The sequence below is a fragment of the Streptomyces virginiae genome (assembly GCF_000720455.1).
GTDB classification, from domain to species: domain Bacteria; phylum Actinomycetota; class Actinomycetes; order Streptomycetales; family Streptomycetaceae; genus Streptomyces; species Streptomyces virginiae.
In genome coordinates, this window is record NZ_JOAK01000018.1 from 92,590 (window position 1) to 115,513 (window position 22,924).

Genomic DNA, 22,924 nt, shown 5'->3' on the forward strand with positions numbered 1-22,924 from the left:
GCCTGGGGCCCCGGCGGGGGCACCGGCCACCACCCGGCCACCACCCGGCCGCCGTCCCGCTCAGCGGGCCGCGGCCACCGCCGTCTTCGGGAACAGCTCCTGGAACGGTCCGGCCGAATCCATCCCGTCCCGCCCGTACGGCGCGTCGAAGCTCCACACCATGAACAGTAGGAACACGATCAGCGCGCTGAAGAGCCCCGCCAGCAGCAGCTCCCGTCCGGAGCGCCGGATCTGCAGTGTGAAGATCAGCCCGACGGTGACCACCCCGCCGACCAGCAGCCCGAACCACACCACACTCGGCAGCGTCGACTCGGAACTCTGGGTGCGCGAGTGGCGGGCCTCGTCGGCGGCCGCGATGTGGTCCAGCAGCGGCTGGTAGGCCTGCGCCTGGAGCTCGGTGGCGGGGCTCTGGTGGGTGACGGAGGTACGGAGCTTGCCGAGCAGCTCGCCGCCCTCGGCCGACGCGCCCTCGCCGGAGGTCAGCAGCGGCCAGTCCACGGCGACGGTGTGGGAGACGTACGCGTCCACCTCGCCGCGGATCCGGTCGCGGACCGCGGCCGGGTAGACGTCGGCGCGCTGGGTGACCTCGTACAGCGCCTGGGCCTCCCGGCGCACGCTGTCCTCGGCGGCGCCGCGCGCCTCCCATACGCCCGCGATGGCCAGGCCCAGCACGATCGCGTAGACCACGCCCACCATCATCGTCATGTATTCGATGACGTCGGGGGTTTCGCTGGTGTCCTCGTCGGCGGCGGCCCGGCGGTGCCGGATCGCCGTGAAGGCGAGGACGAGGGCGCAGACGAGCGCCATGGCAATGGCCAGGACCAGCCATTCGGACACGTGGATTCTCCCGGTGTGGATCGGTGGACGGACGGTGGCGCAACGGTGGGCGGACGGAGCGGTGGACGGTCGGGGGTGCGGCGGTCAGCGGCGGCTCTTGCCGCGGGGGCGCAGCGCGGCGGCGGCCAGAACGGCCGGCGTGGTGACGACGACCATGAGCATCACGGTGGACATCCCGCCCGGGCCGCGCCGCTGCAGGGCGACAGAGCGGTACGGGCGCACGTGGAAGGCGCTCACGGGCGCGGCGGCGGCCCTGGGCCGGGGCGGGGCGGACGCTTCGGCCGGAGCCGGCCCGGAACCCTCCTGCGGACCCGGCGCGGGCGCCAGCGGCTCCGCCCGCGCGGCCACGGCCTCCGCTGAAGGCCCGGCGGGATCCACGGCAGCAGGCGGCTGCGCCGGCCCGGGCGGCTCCGCCGGCGCGGGCCGCCCGGGCCGTACCCCGGCGGCCATCTCGGGGATCCGCCCGGGGTGGCGCACCGTCGGCCCGCCGACCCAGGGCACGGCGACCCGCACCGGGGGCCGGCCGGCCGGCGGTACGACGGGCCGCTTCGGCTGGCCGGCCGGCACGCACAGGTCGACGCGGGCTCCGCGGCCGTGGCCGTCGCCCGCGACCGCCACGTGGCCGTGGAGCGGACAGAGCGCCGCCACCAGCCCCGCCCCGGCGAAGTACTGCCAAGCGGTCACCGCGCGTCCTCCCTGATCCGCAGCAGACATGAGGGTTACGCCTGAAGAAACGATCACGTCCCGGCTTCGACACGCGGCGGACCGGTGAAGATCGAATCCGTCCGGAAACAGACCAAGGGGCCGCCACCCCACGCCGGAGCCCGGCCGCTCCCGGGAGGGAAATTCACACGCCGATCGATGTAGAGGCCATTTATGCTCGGCGTGTTCTTTCGGAAATCCTTCAGAGGGGAATTGCCTTCATGTCTGTCATCACATTCCAGCGCTTCTTCGTCACGGCTTCGGCCACCACCTTCCTCGCGGGCGCGGCGCTCTCGGGCGCCGCCGGACCCGCGGCGGCGTCCACGGGCGGCGGCTGCAACGGCCCCGCGTCCATGCAGGCTTGTATCACGGTGATCGAGGGCGACGCGGACGAGGATCTCGTCTTCGAGGCGCGTGCCGACCTCGGCACCGCGACCGCCCCGTCGTGCCGGCTACGGCTCGTTTCCTTCGACGAGACCACCGGATGGCGCTGGGAGTCCTCTTTCGCGCCGTGCAACAGACCCGGGTCGCAGCGGAAGGAATTCGTTCTCCCCAACCCGACCGAGGGGCACGTGTACCGGGCCGAATTGCAGATCCTGCCCAACGGAAAGAACTACGAATTCGCGCAGTTCGTGTCCTCACCGCTGTTGACCTACTGACCCTCCGACGCCGAAGGGGCGCGACCGGTGTGGTCGCGCCCCTTCGGCCGGCAGGACCGGCGTCAGCCGGTCACCGGGGTGTCAGCCCGCCTCGGTGCCACCGAAACGCTCGCGGTAGGACTCCAGGTCCTCCTCGGTGACCCGGGCGAAGAGCACCGGCGGGACGGTGAACGGGGTTCCGGCCGGGACCGCGTCCAGGGCCTTGGCCTGCTCCGGGGTCACCCACGTCGCCGTGTCGTCGGCGAGCGCGAACGCCGAGCGCATGGCGCGCGCCGAGGCCGGGATGAACGGCTCGGAGACCACCGAGTAGAGGTGGATGAGGTTCATCGCGGTGCGCAGGGTGAGCGCGGCGGCGTCGAGGTCGGTCTTGACCTCCAGCCACGGGGCCTTCTCGTCCAGGTAGGCGTTGCCGGCCGACCACAGGGCGCGCAGCGCGGCCGCGGCCTTGCGGTACTGGAGGGTCTCCATGTGGCCCTCGTACTCGGCCAGCAGCTCGGCGATCTGCTCGCCGAGCTTCGCCTCGGCCTCGCCCGCGGGGCTGCCGGCCGGGACCTCGTCGCCGAACTTCTTGCGGGAGAAGGTCAGCACGCGGTTGACGAAGTTGCCCAGGGTGCCGCCGAGGTCCTTGTTGACCGTGGCGGCGAAGTGCTCCCACGTGAAGGAGGAGTCGTCGGACTCGGGGGCGTTGGCGATGAGGAAGTAGCGCCAGAAGTCGGCCGGGAGGATCTCCAGCGCCTGGTCGGTGAAGACGCCGCGCTTCTGCGAGGTGGAGAACTTGCCGCCGTAGTACGTCAGCCAGTTGAAGGCCTTGACGTAGTCGACCTTCTTCCACGGCTCGCGGGTGCCCAGCTCGGTGGCGGGGAACATCACCGTGTGGAACGGGACGTTGTCCTTGGCCATGAACTGGGTGTAGCGGACGTCCTCGGCCTCGTACCACCAGGACTTGTAGTCGCGGTTCGCCGGGTCGGCGTCGGCCCACTCCTTGGTCGATGCGATGTACTCGATCGGGGCGTCGAACCAGACGTAGAAGACCTTGCCCTCGGCCGCCAGGTCGGGCCAGGTGTCGGCCGGGACCGGGACGCCCCAGTCGAGGTCACGGGTGATGGCGCGGTCGTGGAGGCCCTCGGTCAGCCACTTGCGGGCGATCGAGGAGGCCAGCTGCGGCCACTCCTCCTCGTGCTCGGCGACCCAGGCCTCGACCTCGTGCTGGAGCTTGGACTGCAGGAGGAAGAGGTGCTTGGTCTCGCGGACTTCCAGCTCGGTGGAGCCGGAGATGGCCGAGCGGGGCTCGATCAGGTCCGTGGGGTCCAGGACGCGGGTGCAGTTCTCGCACTGGTCGCCGCGGGCCTTGTCGTAGCCGCAGTGCGGGCAGGTGCCCTCGACGTAGCGGTCCGGCAGGAAGCGGCCGTCGGCGGGCGAGTAGACCTGCCGGATCGCGCGCTCCTCGATGAAGCCGTTCTCCTGGAGCCGGCGCGCGAAGTGCTGGGTGATCTCGGCGTTCTGCGGCGAGGAGCTGCGGCCGAAGTAGTCGAAGGACAGCTCGAAGCCGTCGTAGACCGCCTTCTGGGCGTCGTGGGCCTGCGCGCAGAACTCGGCGACCGGGACGCCGTTCTCCTTGGCGGCGAGCTCGGCGGGGGTGCCGTGCTCGTCGGTGGCGCAGATGTAGAGGACGTCGTGGCCGCGCTGGCGGAGGTACCTGGAGTACACATCCGCCGGAAGCATCGACCCGACCATGTTGCCCAGGTGCTTGATCCCGTTGATGTACGGAAGCGCGCTGGTGATCAGGTGTCGAGCCATCCTCGGATGCTCCATTTCCTATGTGCGGTACGACGTGACGTCACGGACTGTGAGTGCGGTTCATCGTATCGAACCGCCGATCGGCCACGCGCCGCATTTGTTCCTGGTGGGCATAACGCAAAAGCGAGGACAGTGACCTCTCCGTCACGGCCCTCGCGATCGGGCCCATGCTACAGCGGGCCGACGGCGCGCCTGACCCGAGGTACGGCGGCACCGGCAGGAGGCATATGCATACGTGCTGGCTGGAGCCCTGTGTGATCGAGAACGATCACGGTTCGATCATCGGCGACGGAATGCTTCCCAGGTTTCTTCTCTGCGCCCCCCGAGTGCGCCCGCGCTGCTTTCCTGCTTGTGCGCACCGGGGGACGAGGTGGAGCGGAGGTGGAGCGGTGAGCGATGGCGGACCGGAGGAGTCCGGAGGGGCCGTGGGACTGCCGAGCCGGCGTCGGCGGCCGACTCCCATGAGCCAGTGGGACCCGACGGCACGCCTGTCGTACTGGGCCTTCCACGCCAACCGGCGCCCCGCGTACATGCGCTTCGCGTATCTGCAGCTGGGCTCGGACGCGGCGGCCGAGGAGGCGGTGGACGCCACCTTCGACTCGATCATGGGCGACTGGCTGCGCATGCTCCACATGGACCGCCTGGACGCCTACGCGTGGACCGTGCTCAAGCACTGCCTGGTCGACCGGCAGCACCGGCGCCACCCCTGGCAGCAGGAGCCCGAGCCGATGGACATCAGCGCCTTCGAGGCGGCGCTGAAGGAGGCCCACGCCGACCAGTACGAGGTGCTGACCGACACCATCCGCTTCTACTCCGCCGTCTCCCGGCTCGTCGAGCGCCAGCGCGACGCCGTGCTCCTGCGGTACGGCCTGCAGTGCACCCCCGGTGAGGCGGCCTCCGTGATGGGCGTCGACGAGGCCACGGTCCGCTCCCACCTCGGCCAGGCCCACCGGCGCCTCGCCCGGCTGCTCGACACCACCGCCGATCCGCCGGAAGCGGCCGGATCGGCCGGTCCGTCCGAACCAGCCCCCTCATGAGGCGCCGCGATCGGCTCGAGCGGCCGGACGGCGACCCCGCGCCCCGCTCACTGGCCGAGTTCCTCGCCCGGGCGGGCGTCCGCGACCGCTACCGCCACTACGACCTCGGCGCGGCCGAGGCCAGGCTGCTGCGCGCCACACCGCACCCGTCCGTCCCGCACCGCGCCCGGCGCCGCGCGTCCCACGGCTGGAGCGACCCGGTCCGGGACCGTCCTCTCGACGCCGAGCGGGCCCGGCGCGACCTCAAGGCGATCTGTCTGGCCTCCGTGTGCGAGCCCGACGCCGCGGCGCACCTGGACTCCTTCACCGGGGTGCGCACCGACCTGTCCGGCGCCGTCGTCTTCGGCTGCCTGCTGCACCTCGCCGGGATGCGCGAAGGCGCCCGGTTCTGGTGGCAGTTCGCCGCAGCGTCCGGCAGCGCGAAGGCCGCCGCGGCCGCCTACTGCCTCTTCCTCGACCACTCCCGGCGCGGCGAGCACCACGACGCCCGGCACTGGGCGCGCGAGCTGGGCCGCCGCGGCTACCGCCCGGGCGGCCGGCGGGACCTGCGCGAGGTCCGGCTGTGCGCGCAGGCCGCCGTCCTGCGCTACGTCGACCAGTGCGAGGACCCCGACCTGGGCCCGGTGCCGCTGCCGAGGGCCGGGCTGTCGCTCGCGCTGGGCGCGTTCCTGCCGCCGCCGCCCGTCACGGTCGTGGCGCCGACGGCGGCGGGCCGGCCCGGCACCGGGCCGCTGCGCCATCCCGCGCTGACGGCCGCGGCCCGCGGGACCGTCGTGCAGGGCGGTTCGGGCGAGGCGCTGGTGGAGGCCCGCCGCGCCCTGGCCGTCGTACGGGTGCTGGAGCAGCACCCGCTGGGGGTCCGGGCCGCCCAGCTCGCACGGGAGTCGGGCCTCGCGGAGGCGCAACTGCGGCCGCTCCTGGCGATGCTGTGCGAGGAGGAGTACGCGTACCGGCTGGGGGTGGGGGCGTACGCGCGCGGCCCGGCCCTGGACCGGCTCGCCGGTCCCGGCGGCCACGGCCTGGCCGGGCAGCTCCAGCGGACGCTGGCCCTGGCCCGGGACAGCGCGGGCGCCGCCGTGTACCTCAGCCGGTACGCGGGGGGCGAGGTCCACATCACGCAGATGGCGGCCGGGCCGGCGACGCCGCCGGTCCGGGAGTGGGTGGACTTCCGGGACGCCGCGCACGCCAGCGCGGTGGGCAAGTGTCTGCTGACGCAGCTCGACCACGACCGCCGCGCCGACCACGTGGCCCGGCACCGGCCCGCGCGGCTCACCCCGCAGACCATCACCGACAGCCGGGCCCTGTTCACGGCGCTGGACGCGGTGGCCCCCGGCGCACCCGTCTTCGACCTGCTCGAATACTCCCCCGGGGTCGTCTGCTCGGCCGTTCCCCTCGCCATGGGCGGCGCCGCGGGGAGCCTCGCACTGTCGCTGCCCGCGACGCACGCCCACCGGCTGCGGTCGGCGACCGAGACGCTGCGCCGCAAGGCCGTACCGGTCCTCCTCGCCCTGCTCCTGACCGGCGCCGTCCCCCCGGACCCCGCGCCCGCGCCCGCCGTCGAGCCCGGCCGCGCACCCGACCGGCCCGAAACCCCGACCCCGGCCCGGCCCCAGCCGATGCGGGCGCCGGTCACCCCGGAGACCCTGCGCCACCTCCGGCAGCTCTTCCGGACCCCGCTCGCGGAGGCCGCTGCGGCGCCGCAGGGCCCGCACCTGGTCAGCGACACCACGGCCGGGGCGGCCTACCTGTTCGACGCGGCCCCGGACGGCGACGCCCCCCGCCTGTCCCTCCCGCACACCTTCACCTCGGTCACCCCGGGCAGCCTGACCCGCCCGACGGGGCTGGTGGTCCTGGGTACGTGAGTGGGGGACCGCGCCGGAGCAACACGAAGAGCCCCACACGATGTGTGGGGCTCTTGCTTGTGTCCGAGGGGGGACTTGAACCCCCACGCCCGATAAAGGGCACTAGCACCTCAAGCTAGCGCGTCTGCCATTCCGCCACCCGGACCGGTGGTCGGCCCCGGTTTCCCGCGGCGACATGGACAACAATAGCAAAGGATCGGCGGGTCTCCGACCACTTATCCGGGCGGCCGCGGTCCGCCACGCCGGGCTGACCTGCGGGCATGCCCGGACGGGGTCGGCAAGACGGGCCGTCTCGCCGAGGTCGGGGGCCCGTGCGGCAGGGGACGGGCGGGCCCGGTCGGGCCCCCGGATGTCGGTATCGGGGTGGACAACGGCGGGCGCCGGGCGGTCGGATGGCTGCGCACACATCCGGGGGGAGCCGCGCATGGAAACCGAGCACCGCGTCAGCACGCTGGAGCTGTTCTTCGACCTCGTCTTCGTCTTCACCATCACGCAGTTGACGGTGCTGCTGGCGGACGACCTGACCCCGCGGGGCGCGGGGCAGGTCGTGCTCATCTTCACCGTGCTGTTCTGGATGTACGGGGGCTACGCCCACCTGACCAATCAGGTGCCGCCGGACCGGACCGTCAGACGGGTGCTGCTCATGCTGGCCATGGGCGCCTTCATGGTGTGCGCGCTGGCCGTGCCCACCGCGTTCGGGGCGGGCGGTGTCGCCTTCGGCCTGGGGTACCTGCTGGTCGTACTGGTGCACGGCGCGCTGTTCACCCAGGCGCACGGCCGCGGGGTGCTGTGGTTCGCCCTGCCCAACGTGCTGTGCGCGCTGGCGGTGACGGCCGCCGGGTTCTTCGACGGGCTGCCGGCCTGGGGCCTGTGGCTGCTGGCGCTGCTGCTGCAGTTCGTGACCCCGGTGGTCGTGCAGCGGGTCGCCGCCAGCGGGGCCGCGGCGGAGCCGAAGGTGCCCGAGCAGACGGTCGGCGACCAGCTGGGCGGGATGAACGCGGCGCACCTGGTGGAGCGGCACGGCCTGCTGCTGATCATCGTCTTCGGCGAGTCCGTGATCGCGATCGGCATCGGGGTGGGTTCGCTGCCCCTGTCCGCCGGCATCGCGGGCGGGGCGTTCCTGGCCCTCACGATCGCGTCGGCGATGTGGTGGATGTACTTCGTGCGCGACGAGGGCCGGGCCGAGGAGGTCTTCGCGCACACCCCGCCGGAGCGGCGTTTCAAGCTGGCGATGGCCGCGTACTACTACGCGTTCCTGCCGGTGCTGCTGGGCATCGCCGTCTTCGCGGCCGGGGTGAAGAAGACCATCGGGCACCTCGGGGAGCACCTGCACACCGGCCCTGCGGTCGCGCTGGCCGGCGGGGTCGCCCTCTATCTGGCCGGGAACCTGGTCTTCCGGGCGGTGCTGGGCCTCGGGCCGGCCCGCTACCGCGCGACGGCCCTGGTGCTCGCGCTCGCCACCGTGCCCGTGGGGACCGGCTGGACGGGGGCGGGCCAGCTGGTGGCCCTGGCGGTCGTCCTGGTCTGCGCGGTGATCGCCGAGGGTGGCCGCTCCCCCGCCGGGCGGGCGCGGGCAGCGGCCACGGAAAGCGTCACGGGCAGCTGATGACCTGGCCGGCGTAGGAGAGGTTGCCGCCGAAGCCGAAGAGGAGGACCGGCGCGCCGGAGGGGATCTCGCCGCGCTGGACCAGCTTCGACAGGGCCATCGGGATGCTGGCGGCCGAGGTGTTGCCGGACTCGACGACATCGCGGGCGACGACGGCGTTGACGGCGCCGATCTTCGCGGCGAGCGGCTCGATGATCCGCAGGTTCGCCTGGTGGAGGACGACCGCGGCCAGCTCCTCGGGAGCCACCCCGGCCTTCTCGCACACCTTGCGGGCGAGCGGCGGGAGCTGGCTGGTGGTCCACCGGTAGACGGACTGGCCCTCCTGGGCGAAGACCGGCGGCGAGCCCTCGATGCGGACCGCGTTGCCCATCTCCGGGACCGAACCCCACAGCACCGGGCCGATGCCCGGCTCGTCGCAGGCCTCGACGACGGCCGCGCCCGCGCCGTCGCCGGTGAGCACGCAGGTGGTGCGGTCGGCCCAGTCGGTGATCTCGGTCATCTTGTCGGCGCCGATGACCAGGGCGCGGGTGGCGGAACCGGCCCGGATGGCGTGGTCGGCCGTGGCGAGGGCGTGGGTGAAGCCCGAGCAGACGACGTTGATGTCCATGACGGCGGGGCTGGCGCCCATGCCCAGCTTGGCGGCGACGCGCGCGGCCATGTTGGGCGAACGGTCGATCGCGGTGGAGGTGGCGACCAGGACGAGGTCGATGTCGTCCGGGGTCAGACCTGCGCCGGCCAGCGCCTTTCCGGCCGCGTGGTAGGCCAGCTCGTCCACCGGCTCGTCCGGGCCGGCGACGTGGCGGGTGCGGATGCCGACGCGGGACCGGATCCACTCGTCGGTGGTGTCGACCATGGCCGCGAGGTCCTCGTTGGTGAGCACTCTCGCGGGCTGGTAGTGCCCTAGCGCCACCACGCGTGAACCGGTCATGGGCGGGGTCCCCCCTCGTACGGAAGTCAGGATCACCCAGCTTTGCCTGCTACTGATGGGTACGTGTGCGTGTGACCCAACAGGATTCCGGCCCCTGATTTTGGAGCTTCCCGAGGAGCTCCCTGCCCGGGACCTGGTCGGATGCGGAACCGCGAGAATGAGTACGTCGGACATCGGCGAGAAACAGAAGGGGTGGGCTGATCACCATGGGACGGGTCACCGAGCGCCGTCGCGTCGTCCGGATCCGGAACGGCGGGGCGGGTGTCCGCCCGGACACACTGGTGGCCGAGGAGCCGCTGGAGATACGGCTGAACGGCAAACCGCTGGCCATCACCATGCGGACGCCGGGCGACGACTTCGCCCTGGCGGTGGGCTTCCTGGTGAGCGAGGGGGTGCTCGCCGGCGCGTCGGACGTGCAGGCGGTCACGTACTGCGAGGGTGCGACCGAGGACGGCTCCAACACCTACAACGTGGTGAACGTCCAGCTGGCCGCCGGGGTCCCGGTGCCGGACATCACGCTGGAGCGGAACGTCTACACCACCTCGTCCTGCGGTCTGTGCGGGAAGGCCAGCCTCGACGCGGTCCGGACGGCGAGCCGCTTCCCGGGGATCGCCGCCGACCCGGTACGGGTGCCGGTGGAGGTCCTGACCGGGCTTCCGGACCGGCTGCGGGCGGCCCAGAAGGTCTTCGACCGTACGGGCGGCCTGCACGCGGCCGGGCTGTTCACGGCGGAGGGCGAGCTGCTCGACCTGCGCGAGGACGTGGGCCGGCACAACGCCGTGGACAAGATCGTCGGCCGGGCGCTGCAGGCGGGACGCCTCCCGCTGGCGGGCGCGGTCCTGCTGGTGTCGGGCCGGGCCTCCTTCGAGCTCGCGCAGAAGGCGGTGATGGCGGGCATACCGGTGCTGGCGGCCGTCTCCGCGCCGTCCTCGCTGGCGGTGGACCTGGCGGTGGAGTCGGGCATGACCCTGGTCGGTTTCCTGCGGGGCCCGGACATGAACATCTACGCGGGCGAGGAGCGGATCACCCTGTAGGGGCGCGCCGGAACCGCTCCGCGGCGCCCTGCTTGTAGCCGAGGAAGGTGGCCCATACGCGGCTGCCGTCGCCCGCGGAGTCCTCCTTGCCCGTCCCGCCGAGGTTGAACCAGTCGTTGCACTGCTGGACCTCGGGCGTTCCTTCGGGGCTGAACCGGATCCGGATCCCCGGGTTCTCGTCGGGGAGGTGGGCGAGGGTCCAGCTGCCCTCGCCGGTGAACACTCCCGGCTCCGGGCCCCGTGCGCACTGCCAGCCCGAAGCGTTCGAGAGGAGCGCCCGGCCGTCGGACAGCACTTCCAGCCGGGCTCCGCGGTCGCCGTGCCAGGTGCCGATGACGTCCTCCTCCGTCAGCGGGGCGGAGGACCCGCCCAACAGGCCGAGGGTCAGGGCCAGGGCGAGGGCCGGCAGCAACAGCAGACCGAACAGCAGGCTGAGCGCCATGGTCACCGCGCGGGCGGGGTTGTGCACGTCAGCGCCTGCGGCGGGAGCGGCGGCCGGCGTCGGCCGGCGGCTTCGGGGCCGGCGGGTCGATGCGGTGCAGGTCCAGGGTGGCCGGGAGCGGGGTGGAGCCCGGCCCTCCGGATTCGGCCCAGGCGATGATCTCGTCGGTGGCGGTGTCGTCGAGGGCCCAGCCGAACCAGACCGCGCGGGCGCCGCGGCGCCGGGCCTCGGTGGTGGGCTGGACCACGATGACGTTGGCCTGGGCGCAGGGGCCGAGGCAGTCGCTCGTACGGACGGCCAGGCGGCCCCCGGAGGCGGCCGCGGCCTCGCGCAGCCGGGCGAGCTGGCCCGCGTGGTCGGAGCCGGGGTTCTTGCGGGGGTCGCCGCAGCAGCAGCCGCGGCAGACCACCAGGGTGCAGGGGCGTTCGGCGTGGGCGCCGAGCGGGCGTATCCAGGTCACCACCGCACGTTACCGGGCCTGGGAAGCAGCCTGTTGAGCGGTGGGGGAGACCTCCGCCACACGGTCGGCGGGCAGTTCGGGCCGCGGGTCCGCGGCGCGGCGGCGGGCGATGACGGCGCAGACCATCAGCTGCATCTGGTGGAAGAGCATCAGCGGGAGCACGGCGAGGGCGGCCTGGGCCCCGAACAGCACGCTGGCCATGGGGAGTCCGGCGGCCAGGCTCTTCTTCGACCCCGCGAACTGGATGGCGATGCGGTCCTCGCGGCCGAAGCCGAGGCGTGCCGCGCCGTACCAGGTGACGAGCAGCATGACCGCGAGGAGCGCGGCCTCAAGGAGCATCAGCGCGCCGAGGCGCAGCGGGCTGACCTGCTGCCAGATGCCGGCCGCCACGCCCGCGCTGAAGGCGGTGTAGACGACGAGCAGGATCGATCCGCGGTCGACGCGTCCGAGGGTCTTCTTGTGGCGGGTGAGGAAGCCGCCGACCCAGCGGCGCAGGGCCTGGCCCAGGAGGAAGGGCAGCAGCAGCTGGAGGGTGATCTTGAGGAGGGAGTCGAGGGAGAAGCCGCCCGTGCGGCCGCCGAGCAGGACGGCCGCGAGCAGCGGGGTGAGCACGATGCCGGCCAGGCTGGAGAAGGAGCCGGCGCAGATGGCGGCGGGGACGTTGCCGCGGGCGATCGAGGTGAAGGCGATCGAGGACTGGACGGTGGAGGGGACCAGGCAGAGGAAGAGCAGCCCGCTCTGGAGCGGTGGCGGCAGGAGGCCGGGGGCGAGGGCGCGCAGGGCCAGGCCGAGGACCGGGAAGAGCAGGAAGGTGCAGGTGAGCACGGTGAGGTGGAGCCGCCAGTGGCGCAGGCCGTCGAGTGCCTCGCGGGTGGAGAGCCGGGCGCCGTAGAGGAAGAAGAGGAGGGCCACGGCCGCGGTGGAGGCGGCGCCGGCGGCCGTGGCGGCCGCGCCGCGGGTGGGCAGGAGGGCGGCGAGGCCGACGGTGCCGAGCAGGGCCAGGACGTACGGGTCCAGGGGGAGCCGGGCGGGGAGGTGCGGGCGGCGCATGCGCAGGGTGCTCACTTGCTGTCGGGACGGGCGGGACCCCGGCCGGGTGGGACCGGGTGCTCTTCGTCCCTTCATGGTCGGGCCGCGGCGGTGATCGGGAAACCCGTACACCGCTCTCACTGTCATCACGGATCGGGATGAGCGTCCTACGATGGGGGGATGTACGACCCGGTGCAGCTGCGTACGTTCCTCACGGTGGCCCAGACGCTGAGCTTCACGCAGGCGGCGGGGCGTCTCGGCGTACGGCAGTCCACGGTCAGCCAGCACGTGCGGCGGCTGGAGGAGGCGACCGGGCGGCCGCTGTTCCTGCGGGACACGCACAGCGTGGAGCTGACGGAGGACGGCGAGGCGATGCTCGGCTTCGCGCGGACGATCCTGGAGGCGCACGAGCGGGCGGCGGCCTTCTTCACGGGGACGCGGCTGCGGGGGCGGCTGCGGTTCGGCGCCTCGGAGGACTTCGTGCTGTCGCGGCTCCCGGAGATCCTGGAGGGTTTCCGGCACGAGCACCCCGAGGTGGACCTCGAACTGTCGGTGGAGCTGTCGGGCACGCTGCACGAACGGCTGGACGCGGGGCGGCTCGACCTGGTGCTGGCGAAGCGGCGGGGGCCGGGCGACGAGCGGGGCCGGCTCGTCTGGCGGGACCGGATGGTGTGGATCGGCGCGGAGGGGCTGCGGGTGGATCCCGAGCGGCCGGTTCCGCTGATCGTCTTCCCGCCGCCGGGCATCACCCGGGCGCGGGCCCTGGAGGTGCTCGAACGGGACGGCCGGGCGTGGCGGATCGCGTGCACGAGCGGCAGCCTGAGCGGTCTGGTGGCGGCGGCCCGGGCCGGACTGGGCGTGATGGCGCACACGCGGGGGCTGATCCCGCCGGGCCTGGTGCGGGTCGGCGGGCTGCCCGAGCTGGGGCCGGTGGAGTTCGCGCTGGTGCGCGGGCCGCGCGCGTCGCCCGCGGCCGAGGCCCTGGCGGCGGCGGTCCTGTCGGGCGCGGACCGGCTCACGCGCAGCGGCTGACCGCCGCGCACCGCACGGACGCGTACGGGCAAGACGCGTACAGCCCGGACGCGTACCGGCGACGCGCGTACCGCCGATGCGCGTACCGGCCGGGCGCGGACCGGCGCGCGGGGGTGGCCGCCGGGCGCGCGGCGGGCCGCCCGCGCCGTCCGACCCGCACGTCAGCGGCGTGAACGGCGTGATCACTGGGGAGGTCTTGTGGAGGAATCCGAACGCCGATCTACCCCCCTTGACGCTGAGGTACGTTCACCGCGGCGCGCGGAGAGGAGCGGGGCCTTGCGTGAGATCACCGTCCCACCGATCGTCACGGGCGCGCCCGTCGGCGGGCTGGCCGACGTCGTCTTCCAGCACGCCCGCGAGGAGCCGGACCGGGTGGTCATGGGCCGCAAGACCGGCGGGGTGTGGCGGGACGTGACCTCCGGCGAGCTGGCGGCCGAGGTGCTGGCGCTCGCCAAGGGACTGCTGGCCCAGGGCGTGCGCTTCGGGGACCGGGTGGCCGTCATGTCGCGCACCCGGTACGAGTGGACGCTGTTCGACTTCGCCCTGTGGGCGATCGGCGCCCAGCCCGTCCCCGTCTATCCGACGTCCTCCACCGAGCAGGTGCACTGGATCCTCTACGACACCGACTGCACGGCCTGTGTCGTGGAGAACGAGGACCAGGCCATGACGGTGGGTTCGGTCATCGACCGGCTCCCGCACCTGAGACGGCTGTGGCAGCTGGACGCCGGGGCCGTCGACGCGCTCGTCGAGGACGGCCGCTCGGTCGCCGATGACGTCGTGCACCGTCACCGCGGCGCGGTGACGCCCGACGCGACGGCCACGGTCATCTACACCTCGGGGACCACCGGCCGCCCCAAGGGGTGCGTGCTGACGCACGCCAACTTCATGTATGAGGCCGACACCCTGGTGGCCCGCTGGGAGTCCGTGTTCCAGGGCAGGCAGGGCGACCGGCCCTCCACCCTGCTCTTCCTGCCGCTGGCGCACGTCTTCGGGCGGATGGTGGAGGTGGCGGCCGTCCGGGCGCGGGTCAAGCTCGGGCACCAGCCGGTGCTGGCGGCGGCCGAGCTGATGCCCGACCTCGCGGCGTTCCGGCCGACCTTCGTGCTCGGCGTCCCGTACGTCTTCGAGAAGGTCTTCGCCGCCGCCCGCCGCAAGGCGGGGGCGGAGGGCCGCACGGGACCCTTCGACCGGGCCGTGGAGACGGCCGTGCGGTACGCGGAGGCGCGCGAGCGGAAGGCCTTCGGCACCGGGCCGGGTCCCTCGGCGGCGCTGCGGATGGAGCACCAGCTCTTCGAGAAGCTCGTGTACGGGAAGGTCCGCGAGGCGATGGGCGGGCGGGTCCGGTACGCCATGTCGGGCGGGTCGGCGATGTCGCGCCGCCTCGGGCTGTTCTTCGACGGCGCCGGGATCACGGTCTTCGAGGGGTACGGGCTGACCGAGTCCTGCGCGGCGGCCACGGCGAACCCCCCGGAGGCCACGAAGTACGGGACGGTCGGCCGCCCGATCCCGGGCAGCACGGTGCACATCGCGGACGACGGGGAGGTCTGGCTGCACGGCGGGCACATCTTCTCCGGGTACCTGGGCGACCCCCGCTCCACGGAGGCGGTGCTGCGGGGCGGCTGGCTGGCGACCGGGGACCTGGGGCGGCTGGACGAGGACGGCTACCTGGTCATCACCGGGCGCAAGAAGGACATCCTGGTGACGTCCAACGGCAAGAGCGTCGCCCCGGCGGCGCTGGAGGAGCGGGTCCGCTCCCATCCGCTGGTGGCGCAGTGCGTGCTGGTCGGCAACGACCGGCCGTACATCGCGGCGCTGCTCACGCTGGACATGGAGGGGATAGCGCACTGGCTGTCGATGCGCGGCAGGCCACAGATGCCGGCCGCGGACCTGGTGAGCGACCCGGAGCTGACGGCGGAGGTCCGGCGGGCGGTGGTGGCCGCCAACACCCTGGTCTCACAGGCGGAGGCGATCCGCACCTTCCGGGTGCTGGCCGAGCAGTTCACGGAGGAGCGGGGGCTGTTGACCCCCTCGCTGAAGCTCAAGCGCCGGGCGATCGAGAAGGTGTACGAGAAGGAGGTCGCGGCGCTCTACCAGACGTGAGCGGCGGATCCGGAGCGCGGAGCCGCCCCAGCCGACCGCGTCTGACGGTTCGTCACTTCACCTGGTCATCAATATTGACGATGCGTCAGGTCACACACAGAATGCGGGGATTCCGACGGGAGGGGATCCCCGACATGTTGCGACCGATCCGCACCCTGGCCGCCGCGGCGACGGCCATCGCGCTCGTCTCCGCCTGCAACTCCGCCTCCACCAACGGCACGGCTCCGGGCGGGCCCGGCGACGCGCCCGGCAACACGCGCGGGGTGACCGCCGACTCGATCAAGGTCGGCGGCATCGTGTCGATGACCACCGCCAGCGGCTACAGCAAGAAGGACACCGACCTCGGCGCCAGGGCCCGTTACCTGAGGGCCAACGCCGAGGGCGGCGTCAACGGCCGAAAGATCGAATACCTGGGCGCGGAGGACGACGGCCAGGACCCCGCGAAGAACATGGCGGCCGCCCGCAAGCTCGTCCAGCAGGACAAGGTCTTCGCGGTGTCCCCCATGAGCTCCGTGACCTTCTCCGGCGCCGACTTCCTCGAACAGGAGAAGGTGCCCACCTTCGGCTGGGGCACCCTGCCCTCCTTCTGCGGGCCCAAGTACGTCTACGGTTTCAACGGCTGCCTGGTCCCCTCCCCCGGCGGCACCCTGAACCAGACCTGGCCCGAGGGCATCGCCCGGATCCTCGGCGGGGCCCGGGGCAAGTCGGTCGCGGTCATCGCCAACGACAGCGACGCCGGGAAGTTCGGCATCCGGACCTTCCAGCAGGGCTTCGCCAGCGCCGGCTTCGAGGTGTCCTACGCCAAGGCCTCCGTACCCGGCACGGCCGTCCCCAGCGACTGGTCCGCGTACGTGAAGGAGATCCTCTCCAGCAACGACGGCGGGGCCCCGGACGCGGTGGTCTCCGTCATGCAGACGCCCAACAACATCGGGCTCTTCACCGCGCTCAAGCGCGGCGGGTACAAGGGGCTGCTCTCCGACCCCACCGACTACGACCCCGGGCTGCTCGCCCAGGACGCCACCCGGCAGGCCCTCGACGGGGTCCACGTGCTGCTGCAGTTCCAGCCGTTCGAGTCGGCCGACCCGGAGATGGCCCGGTTCAAGGCCGACATCAAGGCAGCCGCGGGCGGCAAGGACGTGCCGCTCAACATGCACATGCTCACCGGGTACATGTCGGCCGACCTGTTCCTGTCCATCGCGCAGAAGGCGGGCAAGGACCTGACCGTCGAGTCCTTCCAGGCCGCCGCGCAGGGCTTCTCCGACACCGGCACGCTCGTCGGTGACCGCGCGCTGCCCAAGGGGCAGAAGGACAGCTTCGGCTGCGGAGCCCTCGTACAGCTGAAGAACGGCGCGTACGAGGTCTCCGTCCCGTTCACGTGCCACGAGCCCATCCCCTTCAAGTAGGACCGCGGCATGGGGGATCTGCTCGTCCTCGTCCTGAGCGGTCTGGTCTCCGGCGCCCTGTACGCGCTGCTCGCCACCGGGCTGGTGCTCTCGTACTCGGCGTCCGGGCTGTTCAACTTCGCGCACGGGGCCACCGCCTACCTGTGCGCGCTCACCTTCTACGAACTGCACTCCGGGCTGGGCTGGCCGGCGGTCCCGGCGTCGCTGCTGGTGGTGTTCGTCCTCGCCCCCGGCCTCGGCTGGGGGCTGGACCGGCTGATGTTCCGGCGGCTCGCGCGGGTCGGCGAGACGGCGCAGATCGTGGCGACCATCGGGCTGCTGGTGGCCCTGCCCGCCGCCGGACTGTGGGCGGTCGAGCTGCTCGCGGACGCGGGCGTCCCGGTGAAGCCGGCGGAGAACCGGTTCGGGCTGCCGGGCGTCGGGCCGAGCCCGGCGAAGTCCTGGCAGCTCACGGACGGTGTCGGCATCGACTCCGACCAGCTGATCACCTGGGTGGTCACCGCGCTGGTGGCGGTGGCGCTGTGGGTGCTGATGCGGCACACGCGGATCGGGCTGCTGCTGCGGGCGGCCGTCGACAACCGCTCGCTGACCGAGCTGCGCGGGATCAGCGCCGACCGGCTGTCGTCGGTGGCGTGGATGATCGCGTCGGTGCTGGCCGGGCTGGCGGGTGTGCTGGCGACCCCCCTGCTGGGGCTGTCGGCCCACGACTTCACGCTGTTCCTGTTCGTCTCGGCCACGGCGGCCGTCATCGGACGGTTCGCGTCCGTGCCGCTCGCCTTCGCGGGCGGGCTGGGGCTGGGGGTCCTGCAGAACCTGGTGGCCGGGTACGCGTCCTTCGCCGAATCCGTCACCGGCTTCCGTACGGCGGTGCCCTTCCTGATCCTGTTCGGCGGACTGCTCGTGCTGACCCGCAGGTCACGGACCGCGGGGGTCGCGGCCGTGGACGCCCCGCCGGTGGACCACCTGGCCGGGGCGTCCTGGGGGCGGCGGTGGGGGGTGTGGGCAGCGGGCGCCGCGCTGCTGTGCACCGCCTTCTACACGGTGACGACACCCTTCTGGACCGGGCTGCTGGCGCAAGGGCTGGCCGTGGCACTGGTGTTCATGTCCTTCACCGTGGTGACCGGGCTCGGGGCGATGGTGTCCCTCGCCCAGGGCACCTTCGTGACCGGGGCCGCGCTCGTGGCCGGGCTGCTGATGAGCCGGGGCTGGCCGTTCGTGGCCGCGCTGGCGGTCGGGACGTGCGCGGCGGCGCTGCTGGGGGCGCTGGTCGCGCTGCCGGCGCTGCGGCTGGGCGGCCGGTCGCTGGCGCTGGCCACGCTGGCGCTGGCGTTCCTCGCCGACCAGGCGCTGTTCCAGCTGCGGTGGCTGCGCAACGGCGACACGGGCTGGTCGGTTCCGCGGCCGGTGGTCGGGCCGGTGGACCTGTCCGACGACCGGGCCCTGGGGGTGGCCCTGGTGGTGCTGGTCGCGCTGGTCGCCGCCGCTCTGACGGCGCTGCGCGCATCGCCGTCGGGGCGGGCGATGCTCGCGGTGCGGTCGGCCCCGGCGGCGGCCGTCGCCTCCGGGGTGTCCGTACTGCGCACGAAGCTGCTGCTGTTCACGCTGTCGGCCGGACTGGCCGGCTTCGGGGGCGTGCTGTACGCCTCGTACAACACCCGGATCACGGCGACGGACTTCACGGCGATGACGGGGCTGGTGTGGCTGGCGGTCGTGGTGGCGGCGGGGGTGCGGCGCCCGCAGTACGCGGTGGTGGCGGGACTGGTGTACGCCGTGGCCCCGCGGCTGCTGTCCGACTACGTGACCGCGTCCGCGCACCTGCCGGTGATCCTGTTCGGCCTGGCCGGCCTGGCCCTCGCCAACGACCCCGACGGGTACTGCGCGGCCGTCCCGGTACGGCTGGCGCGGCGGCGCGCCGCCGGGTCCCGGGGCTCCGCCCCGGACCCGTCGGGGCCCGCGCTCCCCAACCCCCGCGCCTCGCGGGCCGGCGAGGCCGATGCCGCCCTCGAACTGCGCGGCGTCACGGCCGGGTACGACGGCGGGCTCGTGCTGCACGGGGTCGATCTGGTCGTGCGGCGCGGGGAGATCCTCGCCGTGCTCGGGCCCAACGGGGCCGGGAAGAGCACCGCGTGCAAGGTCGCGGCCGGGCTGCTGCCCGTCACCGGCGGGGAGGTACGGATACGCGGCCGGGACGCGACCGGCGACGGGTCCGTGCGCCGGTCTCGGGCCGGGGTCCTGCTCGCCCCCGAGGGCCGGGGCATCTTCCCGTCGCTCACCATCGAGGAGAACCTGGCCCTGTACCTCAGGGAGCCCGACGCCCGGGCCGCCGTCTACGACCGCTTCCCCCGGCTCGCCGAGCGCCGCGGGGTCAGCGCCGGCGCCCTGTCCGGAGGGGAGCAGCAGATGCTGGCCCTGGCTCCGCTGCTGCAGCGGCCGCCCGCGGTGCTGATCGCCGACGAGCCCTCGCTCGGGCTGGCCCCGCGCGTGGCGGAGGAGGTGTACGCGCTGCTCACCGAACTCCGCGACGCCGGCACCGCGCTGCTGCTGGTGGAAGAGAAGGCCGCCGGGATCCTGGGCGTCGCCGACACCGTGGCCTACCTCTCCCAGGGCCGGGTCTCCTGGTGCGGTCCGCGGGACGAGGTGGAGGCCGACCGGCTCACCGAGGCCTACCTGGGGATGGGGACATGAACGGCTACGTGCTCCACGCGGGCGGCGTCGGCGTGCGCTTCGGCGGCGTCCGGGCGCTGAGCGGGGTGGACCTCGGGATCCGGGCGGGCGAGGTGTGCGGGCTGATCGGACCCAACGGGGCCGGGAAGACCACGCTCTTCGACGTCCTGTCGGGGATCCGCCGGCCGGACCGGGGGCGGGTCCTGCTGGACGGGGCGGACATCACGCGCCGCTCCCCCGTCTGGCGGGCCCGGCACGGGATGCGCCGGACGTTCCAGCGCCAGCAGCTGTTCGGGCAGCTCAGCGTGGCCGACAACGTGCTGGTGGCGCAGGAGTGGCGGGGCGGCGGGGGCGGGCCGGCCGCCGACCTCCTCGCCCTCCCGTCCCGGCGCGCCCGGGAGCGGGCCCGCCGGGTGCGCGCCGAGCGGGTGCTGGACGACTGCGGGATCGGCGCGCTGGGGACCTCGTACGCGGGCGGATTGCCCGTCGGGCAGGCCCGGATGGTCGAGCTGGCGCGCGCGGTGGCCGATCCGCCGCGGGTGCTGCTGCTGGACGAGCCGGCGTCCGGGATGTCGGCGCCCGAGCGCGAGCAGCTCGCGGCGGTGGTGCGGCGGCTGGCGGCGCAGGACGGCTGCGCGGTGCTGCTGGTCGAGCACAACGTGGCCTTCGTGATGGACCTCTGTACGCGGGTGGTCGTACTGGACCTCGGTACGGTGCTGGCCGAGGGCACGCCGGCCGAGGTGCGGGCGGACCCGCTGGTGCGGGAGGCGTACCTCGGGGCTGCCTAGGGGGTGTCCCGGGGCATGATCCGGCCGGCGGGAATACGTCGTGCGAGGGGCCGGTTGTCGCCCCTCGTACGACGCTGTACCACCGCGCACCAACGCGCCGACGTGAGGGAACGACCCGACGTGAACCAGGTCCCGGCCATCAAGCTCAACAACGGCACGCTCATGCCCCAGCTCGGCTACGGCGTCTGGCAGGTGCCGGACGCCGAGGCGGAGCGCGCCGTGGGAACGGCCCTGGAGGCCGGTTACCGCAGCATCGACACGGCCGCGATCTACGGCAACGAGCGGGGCACGGGCAAGGCCATCGCCGCCTCCGGGCTGCCGCGCGAGGAACTGTTCGTCACCACCAAGCTGTGGAACGGTCCGAAGCAGACGTGGGGCCGCGACGCGGTGCTGCGCGCCTTCGACGACTCCCTCGCCAAGCTGGGTCTCGACCACGTGGACCTGTACCTGATCCACTGGCCGCGCCCGATGCGCGACGACTTCGTCGCCATCTGGAAGACCTTCGAGGAGATCGCGGCGAGCGGCCGCGCCAAGGCGGTCGGCGTGTCGAACTTCCGCACCGAGGACCTGGACCGGATCGCCGCCGAGAGCTCCCTGGTGCCGGCCGTCAACCAGGTCGAGCTGCACCCGCTGCACCCGCAGGCCGCACTGCGCGCCGAGCACGCCGCGCGCGGGATCGTCACCGAGGCCTGGTCGCCGCTGGGCCAGGGCAAGGAGCTGCTCACGCTCCCGGCCGTCACCGCGATCGCCGAGGGGCACGGCCGCAGCGCCGCGCAGGTGGTGCTGCGCTGGCACCTCCAGCACGGGAACGTCGTGATCCCGAAGTCGGTGACCCCCGCCCGCATCCGGGAGAACCTGGACGTCTTCGGCTTCGAGCTGGACGCCGCCGAGACGGCCGCGCTGGACGCCCTGGGCGCGGGCGCGGCGGCCCGCCGAATCGGCCCGGACCCGGCCGAATTCGACGTGTGAGGACGGGCGGGTGAACCTTCCCGAAGGGCTCTACCGGATCCGCAACGTGGCCAGCGCCCTGGTGCTCCAGCTGGAGGGCGCCTCCCGGGTGCGGGTCGGTCCGGACGGGCCGCCCGCTCCGGCGGCCGCCCGCCGGTGGCTGATCGCGCCGGTGCACAGCGGCGGCGGGATCTTCCACGTGGTGAGCGAGGACAACGAACGGCGCCTTGACGTGGCGAACGCGTCCACGGACAGCGGCGCCCGGGTGCAGGTGTGGCGGGCCAACGCCTTCGGCGCGCAGGAGTGGATCGTCGAGGAGCACCTCGACGATCCGGGGGTGGTGTCCCTGATCGCCTGCATCAGCGGCCTGCTGCTGGAGGCCGACGCGGAGGGCCGGGTCCGGCAGGGCGAGGACACCGACTCCCCGTCGCAGTGGTGGCGGCTGGAACCGGCGTAGGGGCCGGCCCGGCGGGCCCGGCCGTGGCGCCGGGCCCGCCCGGGGCGGTCATGTGCGGACGAAGCTCCGCAGGCGGTACGTCGGCTCCGGGCGCGGGGCGTCCTGGTCGGGCAGCAGTTCCAGCCGGGCCGCCAGCTCCGGTGCGGTGATGCCGCGCGGGACGATGCGTGAGGCGTACCGCCCGGCGAGCAGCGCCTCGGCGGAGCCGCGCGGGGTGCGGCCCTGGCCGTGGCCGGTGAAGCGGGCCTCGCCGCCGGGGCGCAGGCCCGCCCGGGACGCGTGGGCCTCGACCTCTCCGGAGGCGTCCGAGGGGGTCGGGGTCAGGTGCGCGGCGAACACGGCGTCGATGTCGCTGCCGACGTCGTGCGCGGAGTCCTTGTCCACGGTGGTGACGAGGACCCCGCCGGGCCGCAGCACCCGGGCGGCCTCGGCGATCACCGCGGGCACCAGTCCCGGCTCCCGCAGCAGGTGCAGCAGCCACACCGCGCTCACCGCGTCCAGCGAGCCCGAGCGCACGGGCAGCCGGGCGGCGTCGGCGAGGGCCACGGGGACGCCGCGGCGCAGCGCCGCGCCGGCCATGCCGTGGGAGGCGTCGGCGCCCAGGACGCGCAGTCCTGGGCGTCCCAGCCGGGCGGTGACGATGCCCGTGCCGCAGCCGAGGTCGAGGAGGGTGGCCACCTCGGCCGGGAGGAGGCTGAGGACGGCCGCCGCGGCGGCCTCGGCGCGCGGGGTGCCGCCGCGGGAGGCGTCGTAGACCTCGGCCTCGGCGTCGTAGTCGAGCAGGGGTTTCGCGGTCGGTATGTGCGTGGTCATCAGCTCGCGCCGTGGGCGGGGGCGAGGGACTCGACGCGCTCGGCGAGGGCGAAGTCGTTCTCCGTCACCACGCCTCCGGCGTCGTGGCTGTTCACGGAGAGCCGCACCGTGTTGTAACCGAGCGTCAGATCGGAGTGGTGGTTCAACTCCTCCTGGACGGAGGCGATGTGGGCGACCAGGGCGCTCGCGGCGAAATGCGTGCCCAGGCGGTAGGTACGGATGATCCGGTCGTCCTCGAAGGCCCAGCCGGGAAGTTCCCGCAACCGGTCCTCGATCTCCTTCTGCGACAGCGGTTCACTCGGCATGCACCGGCTCCTTTTCCCCGT

The 22,924-nt window shown here is 73.5% G+C and carries 20 protein-coding genes, 1 tRNA gene and 1 pseudogene; 12 read left to right on the forward strand and 10 right to left on the reverse strand.

The features are described from left to right. Positions 1-60: 60 nt before the first annotated feature. Both IG86_RS0125155 and IG86_RS42415 read right to left on the reverse strand, forming a co-directional pair. Positions 61-837, reverse strand: coding sequence for a bestrophin-like domain (locus tag IG86_RS0125155; RefSeq protein ID WP_030825636.1), 777 nt, complete (start codon positions 835-837; stop codon positions 61-63). An 84-nt stretch (positions 838-921) separates the two neighbouring features. Continuing rightward, the gene (locus IG86_RS42415; RefSeq protein WP_030899869.1) at positions 922-1,521 is read right to left on the reverse strand and encodes a hypothetical protein; all 600 of its coding nucleotides are present in this window, start codon (positions 1,519-1,521) and stop codon (positions 922-924) included. A gap of 239 nt (positions 1,522-1,760) precedes the next feature. Between IG86_RS42415 and IG86_RS0125165 the strand changes: the two genes are divergently transcribed. Next, positions 1,761-2,198: a hypothetical protein gene (locus IG86_RS0125165; protein WP_030825632.1), complete on the forward strand. Its 438-nt coding sequence runs from the start codon at positions 1,761-1,763 to the stop codon at positions 2,196-2,198. Between the two features lie 81 nt (positions 2,199-2,279). On the opposite strand, the gene metG is transcribed toward IG86_RS0125165, so the two are convergent. Beyond that, complete coding sequence (gene metG, locus IG86_RS0125170) at positions 2,280-3,995, reverse strand: methionine--tRNA ligase (RefSeq protein ID WP_030825629.1); 1,716 nt, start codon at positions 3,993-3,995, stop codon at positions 2,280-2,282. A gap of 461 nt (positions 3,996-4,456) precedes the next feature. Between metG and IG86_RS0125175 the strand changes: the two genes are divergently transcribed. Together IG86_RS0125175 and IG86_RS45115 are read left to right on the forward strand one after the other, a co-directional pair. Further along, positions 4,457-5,032, forward strand: coding sequence for a sigma factor-like helix-turn-helix DNA-binding protein (locus IG86_RS0125175; RefSeq protein ID WP_234315975.1), 576 nt, complete (start codon positions 4,457-4,459; stop codon positions 5,030-5,032). Positions 5,033-5,805: 773 nt separating this feature from the next. Beyond that, positions 5,806-6,549: pseudogene (locus IG86_RS45115) on the forward strand (IclR family transcriptional regulator domain-containing protein); the annotation flags it as partial. 405 nt (positions 6,550-6,954) lie between these two features. On the opposite strand, the gene IG86_RS0125185 reads toward IG86_RS45115, so the two are convergent. Further along, positions 6,955-7,039 (reverse strand) — tRNA-Leu (locus tag IG86_RS0125185). A gap of 279 nt (positions 7,040-7,318) precedes the next feature. On the opposite strand from IG86_RS0125185, the gene IG86_RS0125190 reads away from it, so the two are divergent. Further along, positions 7,319-8,500 carry a low temperature requirement protein A gene (locus IG86_RS0125190; protein ID WP_051785395.1) on the forward strand — a complete coding sequence of 394 codons (1,182 nt, stop codon included), beginning with the start codon at positions 7,319-7,321 and terminating at the stop codon, positions 8,498-8,500. Here the strand turns inward: IG86_RS0125190 and IG86_RS0125195 are convergent. After that, positions 8,487-9,428, reverse strand: a complete 942-nt coding sequence (locus tag IG86_RS0125195) for a beta-ketoacyl-ACP synthase III (RefSeq protein ID WP_030899879.1) — start codon at positions 9,426-9,428, stop codon at positions 8,487-8,489. The genes IG86_RS0125190 and IG86_RS0125195 overlap by 14 nt on opposite strands. A gap of 206 nt (positions 9,429-9,634) precedes the next feature. Between IG86_RS0125195 and fdhD the strand changes: the two genes are divergently transcribed. Continuing rightward, entirely contained in the window at positions 9,635-10,462 is an 828-nt protein-coding gene (fdhD, locus tag IG86_RS0125200) for a formate dehydrogenase accessory sulfurtransferase FdhD (protein WP_030825614.1), read from the forward strand. On the opposite strand, the gene IG86_RS0125205 is transcribed toward fdhD, so the two are convergent. Genes IG86_RS0125205 through IG86_RS0125215 form a run of 3 tightly spaced genes read right to left on the reverse strand, consistent with a single transcriptional unit; the run spans position 10,452 to position 12,414 of the window. Further along, the gene (locus IG86_RS0125205; protein WP_030825611.1) at positions 10,452-10,931 is read right to left on the reverse strand and encodes a hypothetical protein; all 480 of its coding nucleotides are present in this window, start codon (positions 10,929-10,931) and stop codon (positions 10,452-10,454) included. The two genes, fdhD and IG86_RS0125205, sit on opposite strands and share 11 nt — an antisense overlap. A gap of 1 nt (position 10,932) precedes the next feature. Further along, entirely contained in the window at positions 10,933-11,364 is a 432-nt protein-coding gene (locus tag IG86_RS0125210; RefSeq protein ID WP_030899883.1) for a hypothetical protein, read from the reverse strand. Between the two features lie 9 nt (positions 11,365-11,373). Continuing rightward, positions 11,374-12,414, reverse strand: coding sequence for a bile acid:sodium symporter family protein (locus IG86_RS0125215; RefSeq protein WP_030899885.1), 1,041 nt, complete (start codon positions 12,412-12,414; stop codon positions 11,374-11,376). A gap of 159 nt (positions 12,415-12,573) precedes the next feature. On the opposite strand from IG86_RS0125215, the gene IG86_RS0125220 reads away from it, so the two are divergent. The 7 genes from IG86_RS0125220 to IG86_RS0125250 all read left to right on the forward strand — a co-directional run bounded on the left by IG86_RS0125220 (position 12,574) and on the right by IG86_RS0125250 (position 21,785). Beyond that, positions 12,574-13,425 carry a LysR substrate-binding domain-containing protein gene (locus tag IG86_RS0125220; RefSeq protein WP_030649589.1) on the forward strand — a complete coding sequence of 284 codons (852 nt, stop codon included), beginning with the start codon at positions 12,574-12,576 and terminating at the stop codon, positions 13,423-13,425. A 276-nt stretch (positions 13,426-13,701) separates the two neighbouring features. Further along, positions 13,702-15,525, forward strand: coding sequence for an AMP-dependent synthetase/ligase (locus IG86_RS0125225; protein WP_030899889.1), 1,824 nt, complete (start codon positions 13,702-13,704; stop codon positions 15,523-15,525). Positions 15,526-15,659: 134 nt separating this feature from the next. Next, positions 15,660-16,928 carry an ABC transporter substrate-binding protein gene (locus IG86_RS0125230; RefSeq protein ID WP_030899891.1) on the forward strand — a complete coding sequence of 423 codons (1,269 nt, stop codon included), beginning with the start codon at positions 15,660-15,662 and terminating at the stop codon, positions 16,926-16,928. Between the two features lie 9 nt (positions 16,929-16,937). After that, complete coding sequence (locus IG86_RS0125235; RefSeq protein WP_030899894.1) at positions 16,938-19,613, forward strand: ABC transporter permease subunit; 2,676 nt, start codon at positions 16,938-16,940, stop codon at positions 19,611-19,613. Next, entirely contained in the window at positions 19,610-20,380 is a 771-nt protein-coding gene (locus IG86_RS0125240; RefSeq protein ID WP_030899896.1) for an ABC transporter ATP-binding protein, read from the forward strand. Before IG86_RS0125235 ends, IG86_RS0125240 begins: the two co-directional genes overlap by 4 nt. A gap of 120 nt (positions 20,381-20,500) precedes the next feature. Further along, positions 20,501-21,349 carry an aldo/keto reductase gene (locus tag IG86_RS0125245; protein ID WP_030899898.1) on the forward strand — a complete coding sequence of 283 codons (849 nt, stop codon included), beginning with the start codon at positions 20,501-20,503 and terminating at the stop codon, positions 21,347-21,349. Between the two features lie 10 nt (positions 21,350-21,359). After that, complete coding sequence (locus tag IG86_RS0125250) at positions 21,360-21,785, forward strand: RICIN domain-containing protein (protein WP_030825587.1); 426 nt, start codon at positions 21,360-21,362, stop codon at positions 21,783-21,785. A 48-nt stretch (positions 21,786-21,833) separates the two neighbouring features. Here the strand turns inward: IG86_RS0125250 and IG86_RS0125255 are convergent, their stop codons facing one another. Both IG86_RS0125255 and IG86_RS0125260 read right to left on the reverse strand, forming a co-directional pair. After that, a complete protein-coding gene (locus IG86_RS0125255) occupies positions 21,834-22,568 on the reverse strand; it encodes a class I SAM-dependent methyltransferase (RefSeq protein ID WP_030825585.1) in 735 nt (244 codons plus the stop codon). A 29-nt stretch (positions 22,569-22,597) separates the two neighbouring features. After that, positions 22,598-22,903: a 4a-hydroxytetrahydrobiopterin dehydratase gene (locus IG86_RS0125260; RefSeq protein WP_030825582.1), complete on the reverse strand. Its 306-nt coding sequence runs from the start codon at positions 22,901-22,903 to the stop codon at positions 22,598-22,600. Positions 22,904-22,924: the final 21 nt, after the last annotated feature.